14 protein-coding genes are annotated in these 17,517 nt (G+C 35.0%); 8 read left to right on the top strand and 6 right to left on the bottom strand.

Annotation, left to right across the window (positions count from 1 at the left end; all coding sequences use genetic code 11):
* Positions 1-30: 30 nt before the first annotated feature.
* The 3 genes from CQA66_RS09405 (at position 31) to CQA66_RS01575 (ending at position 4,479) form a co-directional block, all read left to right on the top strand.
* On the top strand, positions 31-246 hold the full coding sequence (locus tag CQA66_RS09405) for a hypothetical protein (protein WP_233707728.1): 216 nt from the start codon (positions 31-33) through the stop codon (positions 244-246).
* Entirely contained in the window at positions 227-1,651 is a 1,425-nt protein-coding gene (locus tag CQA66_RS01580) for a hypothetical protein (protein WP_233707727.1), read from the top strand. The genes CQA66_RS09405 and CQA66_RS01580 overlap by 20 nt, the downstream gene beginning before the upstream one ends.
* Positions 1,652-2,073: 422 nt before the next feature.
* The gene (locus CQA66_RS01575) at positions 2,074-4,479 is read left to right on the top strand and encodes a TonB-dependent receptor (RefSeq protein WP_104762997.1); all 2,406 of its coding nucleotides are present in this window, start codon (positions 2,074-2,076) and stop codon (positions 4,477-4,479) included.
* A 215-nt stretch (positions 4,480-4,694) separates the two neighbouring features.
* Here CQA66_RS01575 and glyS read toward each other — a convergent pair whose 3' ends face one another.
* The 5 genes from glyS to CQA66_RS01545 all read right to left on the bottom strand — a co-directional run bounded on the left by glyS (position 4,695) and on the right by CQA66_RS01545 (position 10,740).
* Complete coding sequence (glyS, locus tag CQA66_RS01565) at positions 4,695-6,890, bottom strand: glycine--tRNA ligase subunit beta (RefSeq protein ID WP_104762995.1); 2,196 nt, start codon at positions 6,888-6,890, stop codon at positions 4,695-4,697.
* A gap of 150 nt (positions 6,891-7,040) precedes the next feature.
* The gene (locus tag CQA66_RS01560; RefSeq protein ID WP_104762994.1) at positions 7,041-7,733 is read right to left on the bottom strand and encodes a 5'-methylthioadenosine/adenosylhomocysteine nucleosidase; all 693 of its coding nucleotides are present in this window, start codon (positions 7,731-7,733) and stop codon (positions 7,041-7,043) included.
* A gap of 151 nt (positions 7,734-7,884) precedes the next feature.
* The gene (flhF, locus tag CQA66_RS01555; protein WP_104762993.1) at positions 7,885-9,357 is read right to left on the bottom strand and encodes a flagellar biosynthesis GTPase FlhF; all 1,473 of its coding nucleotides are present in this window, start codon (positions 9,355-9,357) and stop codon (positions 7,885-7,887) included.
* Complete coding sequence (gene folK / locus CQA66_RS01550) at positions 9,354-9,845, bottom strand: 2-amino-4-hydroxy-6-hydroxymethyldihydropteridine diphosphokinase (RefSeq protein WP_104762992.1); 492 nt, start codon at positions 9,843-9,845, stop codon at positions 9,354-9,356. The genes flhF and folK overlap by 4 nt, the downstream gene beginning before the upstream one ends.
* Positions 9,846-10,002: 157 nt before the next feature.
* Positions 10,003-10,740, bottom strand: coding sequence for a gamma-glutamyl-gamma-aminobutyrate hydrolase family protein (locus CQA66_RS01545; RefSeq protein WP_104762991.1), 738 nt, complete (start codon positions 10,738-10,740; stop codon positions 10,003-10,005).
* Positions 10,741-10,928: 188 nt separating this feature from the next.
* Between CQA66_RS01545 and CQA66_RS01540 the strand changes: the two genes are divergently transcribed.
* Complete coding sequence (locus tag CQA66_RS01540; protein WP_104762990.1) at positions 10,929-11,585, top strand: hypothetical protein; 657 nt, start codon at positions 10,929-10,931, stop codon at positions 11,583-11,585.
* Positions 11,586-11,778: 193 nt separating this feature from the next.
* Here CQA66_RS01540 and mfd read toward each other — a convergent pair whose 3' ends face one another.
* A complete protein-coding gene (gene mfd, locus CQA66_RS01535) occupies positions 11,779-15,108 on the bottom strand; it encodes a transcription-repair coupling factor (protein ID WP_104762989.1) in 3,330 nt (1,109 codons plus the stop codon).
* Between the two features lie 261 nt (positions 15,109-15,369).
* Here mfd and ndk point away from each other — a divergent pair, with 261 nt between their 5' ends.
* The 4 genes from ndk to plsX all read left to right on the top strand — a co-directional run bounded on the left by ndk (position 15,370) and on the right by plsX (position 17,476).
* Complete coding sequence (gene ndk, locus CQA66_RS01530) at positions 15,370-15,783, top strand: nucleoside-diphosphate kinase (protein ID WP_104762988.1); 414 nt, start codon at positions 15,370-15,372, stop codon at positions 15,781-15,783.
* Between the two features lie 137 nt (positions 15,784-15,920).
* Positions 15,921-16,304, top strand: coding sequence for a hypothetical protein (locus CQA66_RS01525; protein WP_104762987.1), 384 nt, complete (start codon positions 15,921-15,923; stop codon positions 16,302-16,304).
* A gap of 2 nt (positions 16,305-16,306) precedes the next feature.
* Positions 16,307-16,456, top strand: a complete 150-nt coding sequence (rpmF, locus tag CQA66_RS01520; protein ID WP_104762986.1) for a 50S ribosomal protein L32 — start codon at positions 16,307-16,309, stop codon at positions 16,454-16,456.
* Between the two features lie 12 nt (positions 16,457-16,468).
* Complete coding sequence (gene plsX, locus CQA66_RS01515; protein ID WP_181882210.1) at positions 16,469-17,476, top strand: phosphate acyltransferase PlsX; 1,008 nt, start codon at positions 16,469-16,471, stop codon at positions 17,474-17,476.
* Positions 17,477-17,517 lie beyond the last annotated feature (41 nt).

Raw genomic sequence — 17,517 nt, 5'->3', positions numbered from 1 at the left:
ATTTAACACAATAATTAAAAGTGAGGAATTATGGCAAAAGCACTCTATGAAGAAGTAATAGATGAAATCGGCACGCAAACTCTTGCGCGTTTGGGGTTGAATATTTTTAGCTTTAATACGTATGCAGCGTATGGGGCGAGTGTTACGATGACCAACGATACAGCGAGAGCGTATAATAGGCACAAAAATAACGACAAGTATTTTGGGCAGACTTTCGAGGAGTTGGATGTTCAATACGGGGAATAAAACCTACACGACCGATACTCTCGCAGACATCAAAAAGACGCAAGAGATTCTGCGAAGCGGCAAGAATCCTGCTAACCTAGAACCAAAAGACAGGGCGAAAGTCGAGCATATTTGGGCGAACTATTCTGACGAAGTGGAGAGTATGGACTTTAGCAATCCCGATTCTGACTTGGGCAAACTCGCTACAAAGAATCATTTCACAACTGACACCGTTACGTTGAATAAAAACGGCGAAGTCGTACAAACCGCACAGCAAAAAGTCGTCAAAAAAACAGAGGATTTGCTCAAAGACCGCTATCTTGAAGGAGATTCTGCTGTCGATAAATTCAAAGTGCCTTCTAGCGATTACAAAAAGCACAAAGAAGAGCTTGAAAAGATGATTGCCAAAGGCAAGGATTCAGACGATCCGAAAGTCAGAGAAAAGGCGCGCAAGGCAGAGATTGCACTTGAAAAGCTCAATGCAAACAATGTCTACAATCGCCTGATGTGCGAGAATCCACGCATTGCGGCGGTTGCTACACAAGCCATTGTCGCAGGCGGGCATGTCCTCCAAGCGAGCGCGAGCGGTGCGATTGTCGCGGCGATTTCGACATTTGCGAGCGGCGTGGTTTGGGAAGTCAAAGATATGTGTGCGAATCGAGGAATTGATTCGGAAACATCGATTATGGACAGAATCAAAAGGCTTTTGCGAAAAGTTATCGATTCTTTCAAGGGTGTTTTTGCAAGAGGTGCGGGATTTGGAATCATAGATACAGCAATGGGAATCGTTGGGCAAATTTTTAAGTCTTTTGCTGCAAAGCTCAAGACATTATGGCACAACATTCGAGCAAGTGCGAAGAGTATCTACAATGGAATTTGCGATTATGTGAGTGGAAAAATTACAAGCATCCGTGAGTTACTTAGCATGATTCTAAAGTCTCTTTTCTCTGCTGCGTGGGTTATTCCTGTCATCGCGCTTGAGCAAAAGCTCGAACTCATGCTTCCTTTTGGGACGATTCTTGCACCTCTCTTCTCTATTGCGGTTGGAGCTTTTGTCGTTGTTTTGACGCATCGTAGCATCGATATGGCTCTTGATGTATTATTTACGATGTTTGCTCAAAGGGACAGGGCAAAAATGCGCGCCGAAGAAATCACTACGCTTGTTGTAGAGAAACTTCCTGCACTTATAAATGAACGCAAGGAGCTTACTGCGCTTATTGAATCAGTGCATAAACAAAGATTATTAAGTCTTGAATCTTCTTTTGCTGATTATCGGCAAGCAAGTATAAATTGCGATGATGAAGGCATATATCAGGCATTGAACAGAATCAATAAACTTTGGGGAGCGGAGTTAAGTGTTAAAACCATAGATGATGTTAAGGCTATTTTGCAAAAACCTAATCGTACAGGCAAATTGCAATGGTAGCAGAGCTATATAGCTTATCCTATTCTACTAAGATAAAGATTCTTTAGAATCTTTATAAAATAATAATAACTTGTATTTATACTCTCAATATGCGGTAGTTTATCACTGAACAAGAAAAGAGATTCTCAATTTTACGATAAATTTAAAAATTTGGTTGATAACATATAGGCATATTACATACAGCAAAACATAGCTTTGTTACTGCAAATTCTGCAAACTCATCACTTTTTGACGCAAGATTCTCATTGCAGTTTTGATTATTGATAATAATCTTTCGTTTCTATAAGAATACAATCCATAAAAACAAGACAATATTGCTTTTTATCTCGTTGTAGAATCATATTAATAAAATAATAATAATTTGTTTATTTAAAATTAAATAGATATAATTATTATTTTAATTAATGTAGAAAGGATATGCTATGTTAGATGTGAAACTAAAAAAATATTTGTATCCACTAAAGATTTGGAATATAGGCAATGAAATAAAAAATATGATTCCTAACGTTAATGCTGTATGTTGCGCTGCTGTGATGGGTTCTTTCAGCTATGCCGATAATCTGCAAACAAAAACACTTTCTGCTAGCTCAATAAACAATATTGCATTGCACAAGAAACAATCCGACTTGCTTATTGCTAAGGCAGATCTGGATTCCGCAATGTCAAATAAAAGAAATAATGAGCAGCAAAGTGAAGATATAGCGCATGCACGGGCTGATAAGGTTATCGCAGTTAGTGCTATGCAAACTACTTTTGATGATCTTAATCGTAATGTTTATGCAGTTTCGAGGGAGCAGATTCAGAATAAAGGCTATCGTTCGGCAGAGGATATTTTCCGTTATATGCCTTTTGTTGGATTGGCAAATGTCGGACTTGGTAGCAATTTGGATCTTCGTGGGCAAGGCAATCGAGCGAATACTTCCGTGCAGGTAATGGTTAACGGAATATACACAAATATGCTTGATTCAAGTCATGGCGTTAGCCCCATCAATACATTTTCTCCGACCATTATAGAATCTATTGATATTTTACCCGGCGGAGGCGCAGTTATGTATGGGAATGGTACGAGAGGAGGTGTAGTCAATATTACAACGCAAAGACGTTATGATAAGCCTTTCTTTAGCGCGGGCATGAATTATTCAAATATTATTGCCTCTATCGGAAATAATGTAAATGCTGATGCAAAATTTGGTACAAAAGTCGGGGAGCATACACATTTATCATTGGGAGCAGCCTATATTTTACGAGGTGGTTCTCGTGATGGCGATATAACTCAAGGCGCGCAAGCAAACTTCGGAATCATTCATGATTTTACACAGAGATCGAGCCTAGCCTTTGGCATTGATTATTTCTATGGTGATATTAAAACTTCTCCAAATAATTCTTTTCAGATTACGCCAAACCCTACGAAATCCGATAGGAAAACCAAAGGCTTAGGGAATTATCATAATCGACAACAGCGACTTGATGTTAATGTAAGCTATGAAAGTACATTCGCAGAGAATCATAAGCTTAATGTGACAACCTTTTATCATTTGAATCGACTGACTTATTTGGATTCTAAGGGTGTGATTGCTTCGTATATGGGATTAAATAATGTCGCGTATGATCAGAGTGGTTCTCTGTTTGATGACCAAAAATTGGGATTAATTGCAAAATATGATTGGAAACATTTGAATGGAAGACTCATTGCTGGCTATGAATCTCTCTATCAATTAGGAAAACGAACTTTAGAACAGCTGATTTATGGACGCGGTATGGTTGGACAAATCCCTAATTTCGTCTATAATCATCCTTTATATGTTTCATTGCAGGGGAATAAATGGAGCAATGCGCTTTTTGCAATAGAGAAATACGACTTCACGTCTAATTTTTCGCTTACGACAGGGGGTCGTTATGAAAATTCCTTTTATGATATTGATGTAACCAATCGTCAAACTATTTCTGTAGCTAACAATATAGCAAGTAGAGTGAATGAGCAAAGGCAATATACCACTTTTGTCAATAATTTCGCTTTTGAACTTACATCAAATTACAAATATTTAGATTCTGGGAATGTTTATGCCAAATATGAGAAAGGCTTTTTTTCTCCAAGTCCAAACAATCTACTGACAAGACAAAGCAATGTCAATAATGGTGCTTACTATCCTACGAATCTCAAACAGGAAAATTATCATACTTTTGAGATTGGACTTAAGGATTTCTTTGCGGATATGATAAGTTTTTCTGCAGCAATTTTCTATACGCTCACGCAAAATGAATTTTATACTATTGGGAATGCGCACTCTATTGGCGGTGTAGTTTATGGGAACTATGATTTGACAGGACGAGCGGGCATAGAGCTTTTCTCCGAACAATTTTTCTTCAATGATATGTTACGTTTGAGTGAAAGTTTTACTTATATTGATGCAAGGGTATTGAAAAATAATGGAGTGCATTCGAATCTTATGATTCCTTATGTCGCTAATTATAAAGCAACCTTTACCATTCATTATCAACCTCTCAAATCACTTGGAATTTGGATTCAAAATAGCTTCATTGGAACACAAAAAGATGTTGAATCTTTCACTACAACAGGACGACCAAACGTTGTTACAAGAAGTGAAGGGCAAAAGACTATTCCAAGCTATATTCTCACAGATATAGGGATACATTATAGCTTTGATGCTCGACATAAATTCTCTATGAGTGCTGGAGTGCGAAATCTTTTTGATGTGTTTTATTATAGTTACTTTAATGGCAACGCAAGCGATCCTATTGCTGGATATGGATACCTTATTGGGCAGGGTAGAAGTTTGTTTGTTGAGGGAAGGGTTGTTTTTGATTAGACGATTCTTCTTTATGTCGCTCGCTTCTTTATGGGCATGCGTTGATCTATGTGTTAGTCTATGGGATTGTGTAAGTAAGGCTTTGAGAGAAAAGTTCTCTCTTGCACAAATATTTGTTGTTAGGATTGAAACTAATCTTAGTGCAACGTGCAATAAATGCAATTTGCATTTGGATTCAATCTATTAAGAATCTTGCGCTAATTATTCAGAAATACTTAGGCGGTAATTTGGCGCATATCACCAAATTCTAAAAACTCATGAAACACACAAACAACAAGAGCAATACGATTTGTACGTAATGTTCTATCATCGCAATAAATTAACACATCATCAAAAACCTTATCAAGATACTCTTTTAATCCAAAAAGAGATTCTAATTGTTGCATGAGACTCGCAATATATGCTTCATTAAGGAAATCTTGTGATTTTGGCGAAAAATCATTATGAATAGAATGCAAAACTTTCTGTCGTTTTTGCTGTTGGTAGATTGATAAATTGGCATAAAGCTTTTTTTCGCTTTCTTCAAAGAGATGAGGATTAATCTCTTGTTGTGAAATATCTTGTGGGTTTTGCACAATATTTGCCACACGTTTAAAAGTGGCAGTAATGGCTTTCAGATCAACCCCATCGCAATAGCGAGCTAGTGCTACGATTCTATGGAAAGTCTCGCCAATATTTATATCAAGCTCTAACACAGCCCGGACAATGCTAGGGTTAATCTCACTGAAAATTCCATATACGCGTTCTATAATGAAACTATGAAACGTTTTATGATCAATATGCTGATAATTTTTGTCATGTAAAGCCAAATTGCAAATATCATAGATTCTAAAATTGCAATTAAATTTCGCGCATATTTTCAGAATGGCAGTTGTCTGACGTCTTAATGCAAAAGGATCTTTTGAACCTGTTGGAATCTTATTGAGATTAAAAAGGCTAAAAACGGTATCGAGTTTGATCACAAGATTGACAATCGCACTGAAAGCAGTACTTGGCAGTGCAGAATCTTGTCCATGTGGAAGATATTGTTCTTTTATTCCTAGACATTCATTTTCGTTTAAGCCGATTAATGCTGCAAAATTTGCCCCCATAATCCCTTGAAGCTCTGGAAATTCACCAACACTTTGAGAAAGCAAATCATTCTTTGCATAATGGAGTGTTTTTATAACGCTTTCTTGTTGGTCGACGAGTAAAGACAATTCATTGTGTTGATTGACATTTGGATTCTGCAAAAAATGAAAGACTTTTTTGACAAGATTAATTTCGCGCAATACTTTATCTTGTAAATTACCAGCCCCTTCAATGAAACCTATATTTTCTAAGCTGCCAAAATTCATATTAGCTTTCTTATCATTATGATAGAAAAAAAGAGCGTCTTCTAATCTTGCCCGTAGGACTTTTTCATTGCCTTTTAGAATTAAATCAAAATTGCCTTGGAAAGCATTGCTTACCACGACAAATCCAGCGTAAAGATTGGCAAATGATTTATTGGAATCGCCATGTTTATTTTGTTGATAAACAGCAAAATACCGCTGATTTTCTTTCATGGAGGCGATAATCATTTCCTTTGGAATCTCTAAAAATTTTTCATCAAAATGTCCTAGCATTGCAGTAGGATATTCCGTGATAGCTACAATTTCTGCTAATAGCTGCTTGTCGATTTCGATGTCTACATTATGTTTTTGCTCAATAGCATAAAGTGATTCTAAAATAATTTTCTCACGTTCATTTTGATTCACTATTACTCCATGATTTTGTAAAATGTCGAGATAAGAATCTATGCCTGTTGCCTGCAAATTGACTTGAGTATTTTCTGTGTTGTAAGAAGTTTTTGTAGCAATTTTTGCTTGTCTATGCGGGGTAATAATATTGCTTGACTTTATGCCATAAGCCTCACAGGGAATAAGCTGTCCATCAAAAAGAATACATATATTACGAATTGGACGAATAAAAGTCTGGTGATAGTTGCCCCAACGCATGGTTTTCCCGAAATGCAGACTTTCTAACCATGCTATTACCATATCAGCTAGAATCTTTGTGGATTCAGTGCCCTGTATTGTTTGTTCCACATAAACCACTTCTTTATTGTCTTTTATTGTTGTAGTAAGCTGTTCTTGTGTAAGTTGGTTTTTCGCGAGAAAACTTAATAATGCTCTTGATAACGTTTTATCATCGTTATAGGCGATTTGAACGGGCGGTCCATAAAGTGCGAGATGAGAATCTGCTTGTTTGCAGGCAAAGTCCCTATGCAGGAGAACCAATCGTCTCGGCGTATAATAGAATGTAAAGTCCGTTTCCAATCGATATTGTTTGAGAATTGTTCTCCATTGTTCCTGAAAGGAGTGGAAATTCTTTAATAAAGGGATAGCGGGCAATTCTTCTGTAAGAATCTCAATAAGTAGTTCTGCCATTATGATTCCTTATGGTTACTTGGTAAATAAGATTGTAATATTGAAACACTGAACACTCACTCTAGGTCAAATACACGGTTGATAGAATCATTCTTGTTGAATCTTTCACAGCTTAAGATTCGAGCGATTTTCTACGATAAATTATATGAATTACGTAAGAATCCGTTCAAGTATTCGACTAACGAAGTTCGCACTAATTGTTGCACTTGATTGTAAAAAATCATCAAAACTACTATTGGCTTGTTTATCGGCAACATCACTAATGGAGCGGAAAATACAAAAAGGGATTCTGAAATTATCACACACACAGGCTACGCTTGCCCCCTCCATCTCTACCGCAATTGCATTAAACTCTTGAGTAAGAAAAACCTTTTTGCTACGATCTGCAATAAATTGATCACCGCTTGCAATAGTACCCTCCTTAATGTCAAGATTCATTTCCCTGCCAATATCATGGGCTATTTGCCGCAAATGCTTATCGCTTTCATAGAAAAGCTTCCCCTCCGGGATAAATCCCAACTTATGCCCGAAGGCTGTAATATCCACATCGTGCTGACAAAGTCTAGTTGCTATAACCAAATCTCCCACCTGTAAGTCCTTTGATAGTCCGCCAGCGACTCCGCTAAAAATGATATTTTCACAGCCAAACCTTACAATCATTATTGTTGCACTTATTGCTGCGTGTACTTTGCCTATTTTGCTATATGCAATAATAATTTCATGTGTGTTATGGGATACTTTATAGTAAGTATTGTTGCCAATTATAATTTTTTGATAATTGTTGTATTTTTCAAGTAACGGAGCAATTTCCTCTTGCATTGCCCCAATAACTCCAATAGTCATAGCATTCCTTTAAGTGATATTCTTTAGAATCTTATCATAAGATTAGGTTGAATAATTTGTATTCTCTAGTGCAATACATAAGCCGCTGTATTTTGCATAATGTTGTTACTAACCAATCCAATGAATAGAAGCGATAATTGCGCGACAATCATTATAAATGATGTTGTGTATTAGGATTAATAAAACCATCTAAAAGCCAATCAATAAGCGATTCATTGGTAGCTACTACTAAATCAGTAGGAACTTCTTGTCCTATGGAAAAATAACTAATTGGCTTTTTCGTTTCATAAGCGAGAGAAAAAATGTTTCCTAGCCCGCGACTTTCATCGAGTTTACTAAATATTAAGGTATCAAGATTCAAGATTCCAAATGCGTCATAAATATCACGTAAATCTTCAAATTTCGTTGTTGCGCTCATAACAAGTGAGGTGTTAACTTTATAGTCGCTTTGCAAATATTTTTTAATCTGTGTGATCTTTTCACCGTCATTTTGACTACGTCCTGCGGTATCTACGAGAATATAATCACAATAGCGCAACGAATCAAGTGCCTTTAAAAAATCCTCTGGGGCTATTACTAATTGTATGCTGATACGCATACGTTCGGCATACCATTCAAGTTGATCTAACGCACCAATACGATAGCTATCAAGCGTAATAATCCCTACTTTCGCTTTTTTTTCTAATGAGAATCTTGCGGCAAGCTTTGCTAAAGCGGTTGTTTTGCCTACGCCAGTTGGACCGACAAGCATCATAATTTTTTTTGTCATGTCCTTGCTTTCTGGTCTACAATATATCATTTTCCTTAGAACTTCTCTAAAATATCGTTTGATTGTTAATGAATTTTCGCGCATTTTTAACGGCATGAGCTCGAGGCTAAGACTCATAATTGCATCAAGATGACTCTTGATAATGCCGCTCGTCTTAGCAATGCGATAGATTTCTGCAAACTCATACGGAATGTTAATACCTTCACCTCTTGGGCTTCTATCCTCCCAAACCATGTTTTGGATAAGCTTTACCTTATCATTGAGTTTATCAAGCTCTTGCTTGATTCCTCGTAATTCTTCGATATTGCCACCTTGATGCAGATTCTGTCTCTCTTGAATCTTAGAACCAACACGTTTATTGAGGGTTTCAATTGTATTGCTTACTTGCGTTATAGGTTGTTCTACTGGTCGCATACTTTGTTGTGGGAGAAATTTTTGCACACTTCTTTCACGCGGTACTTTATTGCTGAACTCCACTTTGATGTCATCGTTTTCGACTTCATTAGAAAGTTCAGAAATCTCACGCACTGCACGACTTAGCTGTTTGCTAATATTGTCATCAAAAATACTCTGATTTTTTTGTGCTCTTTTTCTTTCTAATTCTCTTTGAGCAATGCCATCCAATCGTTCTTGTATGCTATTTCTCGCGATAGCAATATCTTTTGTTTCTTCTTTTAAGGTAGCTGGTATATTTTTTTCATCAACTTGCACGACAATTTCGTAGAGACCAGGTTCTGTCAATGTTTTCTTGCGAATCGTTTTATTCTCCACGACTAATGCTTCATCACCATGTACGCTTTGCGCTTTCTTTAACGCTTCTGTAGGAGTTTCTCCTGAATAAGTATAAAGTTTCATATACTTAAGCCTAAGTGAAATTTTAATGTGGACATGATATTTTCTCGGTACGAATAGGCTGGATGTGGCAAATATAAATGATTGAAACGAATCTTCATATTATTGTAAAAAATAATATCTATATCTAAGGTACGCGGACTATTTTTAAATATTCTTTTTCGCATTCTGCCAAATTTACGTTCAAGATAAAAGAAAAGAGTAAAGATATTTCTTATACAAAGACTGGTATATAAGACAAGAGAGGCATTATAGAAATCTGGTTGTTTAGTATATCCAAAAGCTGGGTTTTTATAAATATAAGAAGCTGCATAAATAACAATCTTAGGATGTTTTTGTAGAAAGGTAAAAAGATATTCGAATGTTTGAATACAATATGCGATATTTGCTCCTATATTACAAATAACTTGATTGTTAAAAAAATGATTCGTAAGATATATTTGTTTGTAATCAGAGCATACGTAAGGAAAATGTTTGCTAAATATCTTCACAAAAACTCCTCAAACACATAGACTAAATAATTTTGTAAACTACAATTATAGCTAAAAATTTCTATTTTGCATTCTCGAGTAGGAAAAAACAAAAAACCAATTTATTACTTTATTATTACATTGAATAACAATATAATGTTTAGAATCGAATTTATTACTAGTTACTATATGGATTTTGAAGTTTTATAATCGTATTAAGCCATTCTTGTACAATACAATTATTTTCCCAACCATTCTTTCTTTCAATATGCCACACGATTCCAAAAATAGGATATTTTTTATGTCGAAAGGATTCAATTGTATTATCTGTTGACGTAGCTAAAGCCACAAGCTGTTTCCCCAACTTAGTAATACAATAATTATGAAAAGAATTACCAACAAAAGATTGCTGCGAAAACTCCTGTTTATTCTGCATTTGCGCATAGGATAATGTCCTTGCATCTTGTGTATAGATAATTTCGTGCAAACCCACATGATCCTTACACCTTTCTATATTGCTTCCAAAGTGCCACGCTATCATTTGCGCGCCACGGCAGATTCCAAGCAGAGCGATTCTATGTGCGATACAACATTGAATGATGGTTTTTTCATAGCTATCACGTTGTTGGGATAATATCTTTTGTTGTGCGAGATAGGTATCATCATCTGCAGAATCTTTCATGCAGCAGGACAAATCATTCCCTCCGCTAAGAATCACACCAGCCAATCTATCTCCAAGACTAGATAGATAATCTTGAAAATTCATATTATAACTAAGTGGCAGTGGTAAAAAACTATCAAAAATATGCCCTTTGTTAAATAAGATTCCCCATTCGCTACTTAATGCTTCTCTTATTTCAAAATACTGCTCATGCGCAATCAACCTTTGTGTAATGGCAATCATTTTTTTTGACATGGTTTCTCTTTACTTTTTAAAATGTATATTGATTAAATACTCTTATTTTACTAGAATCTCATAGACTAAACACGTCAAAAAGGATTCTTTGCCCTCTGTTGCAAATTCCACATGCTTTTAATATATCTTTATTGATATGAAATAATTATGTTATAATGATTCTCTATCACAAAATTAGGAGTTGATAAATGCATTTTACAATTCATAGAAAATCAAGAAAATATTTACATAATTATTGCAAATTTTTTGTAAGTGCTGCTTTATTAACAAGTTGCAATTTTGTAATGGCTAAGGCAGCACAAGCACAAAAAGAAAATGTCGAAGTAAAACAGGCACAAAATACAAAACCACGTAATACAACAAACCACTCACAAGACAATTTATTTGATAATGGATTCGGTTTTATAGGAGCAGAAATAGGTGTAGGTGGCTTAGGAAATTTTAGTGCAGGTATTATGGGTGGATACCAGTATTATTTTCCGGAAGAATGGCAGTTTCATACATTTCGACACGGAGTAAGAGGGTTTGTATCGGCTAACTGGTTGCAGTATAATTACACGTCGTATTTGAGAGATGTTAATTATAGCGGATTGTTTATTCAAGCTGGAGCAGATTGGACGTTGGAATTTAATCCACAGAGCAATTTTGTATGGGGAGTATTTGTCGGTTTGTCTTTAGGGTATTTGAATATCTTTAGTAACGATTCATTCTTCGTACATCCGAGATCGTTTGTCGTGTCTGGCAATGGAGGTGGCTCTTTAACTATGTATAAGAATCACAGAGTTGATTTAGCATTAGGTAGTGGGTTTTCTTTGTTTGCAGTCAGATACCTCTTTATGTTTTAAGGTAGTTTTAGATTCCGATAGAATCTGTTTTTATTACTAGAGTCAATTTGCTTCATTCATATAATAGATAATGACGTTTTTTATTATCTATATCTATGGTGTAACTTGGATTATTAAAGAGTGCTATGTGTTGCAATTGAGCAGATATTTCTAGAATCATAAAAGAGATATGTATATTAACTTTTCATTTTGTCTATGTTGGTATTGCTTGGCTTGTTTTGGGACGTTTTAACATTTCTTTTAAATATTCTTTAATAGTCAAGAGAATATCGTCATCGTCTTTTGTTGGAGAACGTAGTACAATCTTTGTATTATCATGGTAAACTAATGAAATATTATGTGCCATGTTGCTGATAGCTTTAATTTGTAATTGTGTAGCAAGAATCTTAATAATAATAAGCTCCAAAAACTGCAAGCTATATATATCTAATTTACCAAATCGTTCTTCTATCTCATTTTCAATCTCATGTACTTCATATTCGCTTTGCACTTGTGCTAAACGTCTATATAATTCCAAACGCATACGTTCGCTAGTAATCAAATTGTCATTTAAAAATGCAGAGACAGAAAGTTTTAAATCCACTTTATTGTTTTCTGTGTTGCTTTGTAAAAGATTATGCAACGTTTCCTCTAGCATACGCACATACATGCCAAATCCTACATGTTTAATATGACCACTTTGTGCCTGACCCAATAGATTACCTCCTCCCCTGATTTCTAAATCTCGCATTGCAAGATTAGCTCCACTTCCTAAATATGAGTTTTTCTCAAGAGCTAGAAGTCTTTGCTGCGCTTCTTTATTTGGAATTTCATTGACTAAAAGATAACAAAAACCAACCGTTTTACCCCTGCCTACTCTACCTCGTAATTGATGTAAATCAGCTATGCCAAAATTGTCAGCATTATCAATAATAATGGTATTTGCATTGGGGAGATGGACTCCAGATTCTACAATAGATGTACACAGCAATATGTCGTATTGTTTATGTAGAAAATCTATCATACCTTTTTCCATATCTTTGGGATTCACTTGCGAATGTAATACTAAGATTCTTAAATGTGGCAATAAACCAAGTAAATAGCTTTTGCTATTTGGCATTTTTGCAATATTGTTATAGATATAAAAGACTTGTCCGCCTCTCCTTAATTCGCGCATAATAATTTCTTTAATAAGGGAATCTTGTTTTTGCTTTACGAAAGTTTTACTTTCTTGTTTATAGGTGGGCGGTGTGTATAAGTGGCTAATTGCTTTGAGTTTTGAATAAGCCATATTTAATGTGCGTGGGATAGGAGTGGCAGACATAGAGAGTACATGCGTATTGAGGCTTTTTTGCTTTAATATTTCTTTTTGTTTTACGCCGAATTTATGCTCTTCATCGATCACTATTAATCCTAGCTTTTTTACTTCTAAATTAAAAAGTGCATGTGTTCCAATGACGATCTGAATCTTGCCGTCTGCTAAATCCTTTTGCAAAATTTCTTTTTGTTTTGCGGTAGTAAATCTATCAATTTTTGCAATAGCTATTTGCTTTCCATTAGCCAATAGTGTGGCTTGGAATCTTTCCTTAAAACTTTCGAAATGCTGATTGCAAAGCAGGGTAGTGGGCACGAGAACAAAACTTATAAAATCATTTAAAGCACTTACAAAACAAAGGTTCATAGCTACTTCTGTTTTGCCAAATCCCACATCGCCATTTAATAGTCTATCCATCACTTTGCCACTTGCCAAATCTTTAAGGCTTTCTTGTATTGCGAGACTTTGGTCTTTTGTAAGTTCAAACCCTCTACTTTCTTCAAATTTCTTATATGCTACAAGATTCTGTGGAGATTGCAAGGAAATAATAGCTCCTTGACTAAGTTCCCTTTGTGCTTGTAGTTTAATGATTTCGTTGGCAATTTCTAAGAGTTTTTCTTTGATAGAATCTTTTAATCGTAAAAAGCTAGATTTTCCTAATTTATCTAATTTCACAATAGCATTATCAAACCCTGTGTATTTTTCAATCATGTTAAGATTTTCTACTGGCAATAGTAACTTATCTTCATTAGCGTAGACAATACTAATGAAATCTTTCAATCCGCCCATAATGCTTACTTGTTGTATTGATTGAAAGATTCCTACACCATATTCATTATGCACAACAAAATCCCCAACTTTTAGAGAATCTAAATCTAATTTAACTGCTTTTCTTTGTATTTTTTGTGGTTTTTGTAAACTAATAAATATTTGTGTTTGTGATTGGATATGCAAATAAAAAGGAGTAATAATAGTCTGCATGGAATCTTGTTTAGATTCCATGGCAAAGGATAATTCGTGAGTGTTTAGAACGTTTTTTAATAAGGCATTAGTAGGACTTAGGATAGCAATTTGTTTCTGTCGGTGTAATTTTAAGGTATTTTGTAAATTACTTAAACGTAAGGCTGCCATATCTTGAAATATGCTTGGTTCTTTGAAGATTCTTATTATTTTGTCTTTGTTTGGGATTAATAAAGGATCTATATATTCAAGATTCTCTTGATATTCTATTAATGCCTGCAAAGAAAAGATAGTCGAGTAATGCTCTAAAAAGTTTATTCCTCCAATATCCTTAAGAAACCAAAACCCCATAGTATTTACGTTTTTTTCTAAGACAGATTGGGAATTATTATTTACGGAATCCATTGTTTGGATTTTAGATTCTAAAAGCGCATAGTCTTTTGCGTTAAGACTAAATAGGGCAGGGTAAATAGTAATAGAATCTAATTCTTCTTTTTTGCTTAATTGCGTTTGATAATCAAAGTAGCGAATACTTTCAACTTCCGTGTCAAAGAAGCTTAAGCGCACAGGCAAATCTGTATTGGGAATAAATATATCTATAATATCACCCCTATGAGAAAATTCGCCTTGCATTTCTACAATTTCTACACTTTCATAACCGTAATATAAAAGCTGTTCTATTAATCGTTCTAAAGCACTTTTGTGTATGTTAGATGTCTCATGGAGCACATTTTGCGGATTGGCAACTGCAGTAGAGGAATTTTTGCAATAGTCTTGTGTGGCAATATCCTCTCCCACATGAATAACAAAATAATCAAGTAATTGTTTATTTGGCATAAACGACATAAGCGTTTGAGTGGGAGAAATTATTATTTGAGTACATCCATTCTTATACCACAAGGCAAGTTGTGCAAATAATTCTCGAAATTCTGCATAAAAGCTCTGCATGCTATCAAATGGTTTTGCGCGAATATCTGGGAGTAAGATAGGCAATAACGAATCTTTCGAAATCACATATTTTTGACTAATCAGAAAACTTAAGGCTTGATAGCATAGATAGGCTTCGTCGCTTGTGCAAACAATAATTTGTGGTGGATTTTTCTTAATGGATTCTTGTTTGCAATTGGAACGGAAGGAATCCAAACTCATGTTTACGTTTGTTGGTTTGAGCAATGTAAGATTTTCCGCATGGCATTGGTAACAAACAGAATCTTTCTGAACGAAAGACTCATAAATAGCACTTTGAATATGTGTTTGAAAAAAAGACATAATACTTGATTCCTTTAGGCTGAATGTTATCTTGTGGTCTTTGTTTAAATAAAATCTGCAATTATAACAAAATAGATATATTCCCAAATTGATTTAATTAGTAATGTTTCCTAACTAAACACTTGATTTTACTTACTTTTAATGTTAAAATAGCTTTTTTAATTAAACGCATTTGTGTTAGCAAAAATATTTATGAGACAGACTCAGTAAATAGGGTTGCATAATATTATGTTATTGACAAGTTTATTTTAAGGATTATTAATGGAGCAGACGCTATCTATCATTAAACCAGATGCTGTAAAAAAGAACGTGATTGGCAAGATAGTTTCACGGTTTGAGGAAAATGGTTTAAGAATTGCTGCTGCAAAAAAAATGCAGCTTGATAAAGAAGAAGCAAAAAGGTTTTATGCTATCCATAAAGATCGCCCTTTTTTTAATGATTTAGTGGATTTTATGGTGAGCGGTCCTATTCTTGTTATGGTTTTAGAAGGTGAGAATGCTGTTGCTAAAAACAGAGAATTAATGGGAGCAACAAATCCCAAAGAGGCTAAACAGGGGACGATTCGAGCTGATTTTGCTGAAAGTATTGATGCTAATGCTGTACATGGTAGCGATTCTAAAGAAAATGCTTCTATCGAAATTGCTTTCTTCTTTGCGGGAACTGAAATTTTTTAGAGATTATTCGTATTACTGCTACTTTTTTGTGTTGTGCATGATATGCGAATTGCTTAATAGAATCTCGCTTTTTGGGTTTATTAATGGTAAAAGTTAATGAGATTTTTACTTAGCTTAGTATTCTATGTAGAAACATTATGAGAATAGCATTTAGAAAAGTTTACTCCGGACCAAAGGAGATACATTGCGAACTTGATGTAGATTCTTCGTATATAGATGAGCATGAAAAGGCATTTCTAAGTGGCAATATTGAGAGGGTTAGTCCTAAATTAGTAAAGTTTCAAGGCAAACTTTATGCAAAATTAGAATTGATCTGTGTAAAGAGCGGAGAGCCTTTTTATAAAGTTATAGAACAGGATTTGACTTTGTATTTTTCAGATGGTATCTGGAATATACAAAGTCAAACATTAGCTATCGAATCATTGGATGTTATAGAATTTTTCGATGGTTTTATAGATTTTGACTTTGTGTTAAAAAGCGAAATAGAATCTATTCGCCTAGATTATAATGTTAAGGAGTAATTATGGCAGTTCCTAAAAGAAGAGTAAGCAAAACAAGGGCAGCCAAGAGGCGCACGCATTATAAAGTATGTTTAGCCCAGCCAATTAAAGATAAAGATGGTAGTTGGAAACTTCCACATTTTATTAATAAATTCACTCAAACTTATAAATAGATAGGCATTATGTTGCGGATTGCATTAGATGCAATGGGTGCAGACAATGGTGTAGCACCTGTTGTCGATGGTTTGCTTAGTTCTTTACAGAATAAGCAGTTTTATGCTTTATTAGTAGGCAATGAGGCATTACTGAAATCTTTTCTTGATTCTAAACATTTATCTGATGCAATTTTACAAAGAATACAGATAGTTCATGCCAATGATTTTATACAAATGACAGAATCTGCTAGTACTGCTAACAAACGTGTTGACACTTCAATTTATCAGGCTATGCAGCTTCTGAAGAAACATGAAGCAGATGCTTGTGTGAGTGCTGGGCATAGTGGTGCTACAATGAGTCTTGCTACTTTGCAAATAGGAAGGATTAAGGGAGTTTCTCGACCTGCAATCTGCACATGTATGCCTACTATTACTTCTAATCCGAGTGTGATTCTCGATGCAGGTGCAAATACAGATTGCAAGCCAGAATACTTAGTAGACTTTGCAATTATGGGATTTCATTACGCAAAAAAAGTTCTAGGCTATGCAAATCCGAGAGTTGGCTTACTTGCCAATGGAGAAGAAGATTCTAAGGGTAACGAATTAACAAAAGAAGCTTTCAAACTATTAAAATCCTATGATTTCTTTAAGGGCAACGTTGAAGGTTCGGATATTTTTAATGGTAGCGTAGATGTTATTATCTGTGATGGTTTTGCAGGAAATCTCGTATTAAAGGCAAGTGAGGGAGTGGCTAGTTCTATCAATATTATTTTAAAACAACAAATTAAGAAGTCTTTTCTGAATATATTGGGCTATATGCTTATGAAACCAGCTTTCCAATCGTTACGCAACAAGATAGATTATGCAGAATATGGTGGAGCACCTTTACTTGGTGTCAAGAAGCCTGTGATTATTAGCCACGGTAAAAGTAATGCTAGAGCTATGGAATGTGCAATTTATCAAGCAGCAGTTGGATGTGAAACACAAGTGTGTGATATTATCCAAGAAGCATTTAATAATCAAGATAAGGGTAGCTAGGTGTGTATTTTATATGATTGTTAATTGTGCTACCCACCATT

The sequence above is a fragment of the Helicobacter aurati genome, assembly GCF_003364265.1.
GTDB classification, from domain to species: Bacteria; Campylobacterota; Campylobacteria; order Campylobacterales; family Helicobacteraceae; genus Helicobacter_A; species Helicobacter_A aurati.
This window is presented reverse-complemented; position numbering and strand designations above follow the sequence as displayed.

Coding starts and splice junctions, on each gene's coding strand:
- CQA66_RS09405 (WP_233707728.1), top strand. CDS start 31: ATGGCAAAAGCACTCTATGAAGAAGTAATAGATGAAATCGGCACGCAA.
- CQA66_RS01545 (WP_104762991.1), bottom strand. CDS start 10,740: ATGTCAAAAAAAATGATTGCCATTACACAAAGGTTGATTGCGCATGAG.
- CQA66_RS01560 (WP_104762994.1), bottom strand. CDS start 7,733: ATGACTATTGGAGTTATTGGGGCAATGCAAGAGGAAATTGCTCCGTTA.
- CQA66_RS01580 (WP_233707727.1), top strand. CDS start 227: ATGTTCAATACGGGGAATAAAACCTACACGACCGATACTCTCGCAGAC.
- flhF (WP_104762993.1), bottom strand. CDS start 9,357: ATGAAACTTTATACTTATTCAGGAGAAACTCCTACAGAAGCGTTAAAG.
- ndk (WP_104762988.1), top strand. CDS start 15,370: ATGGAGCAGACGCTATCTATCATTAAACCAGATGCTGTAAAAAAGAAC.
- glyS (WP_104762995.1), bottom strand. CDS start 6,890: ATGGCAGAACTACTTATTGAGATTCTTACAGAAGAATTGCCCGCTATC.
- rpmF (WP_104762986.1), top strand. CDS start 16,307: ATGGCAGTTCCTAAAAGAAGAGTAAGCAAAACAAGGGCAGCCAAGAGG.
- CQA66_RS01525 (WP_104762987.1), top strand. CDS start 15,921: ATGAGAATAGCATTTAGAAAAGTTTACTCCGGACCAAAGGAGATACAT.
- CQA66_RS01540 (WP_104762990.1), top strand. CDS start 10,929: ATGCATTTTACAATTCATAGAAAATCAAGAAAATATTTACATAATTAT.
- CQA66_RS01575 (WP_104762997.1), top strand. CDS start 2,074: ATGTTAGATGTGAAACTAAAAAAATATTTGTATCCACTAAAGATTTGG.
- mfd (WP_104762989.1), bottom strand. CDS start 15,108: ATGTCTTTTTTTCAAACACATATTCAAAGTGCTATTTATGAGTCTTTC.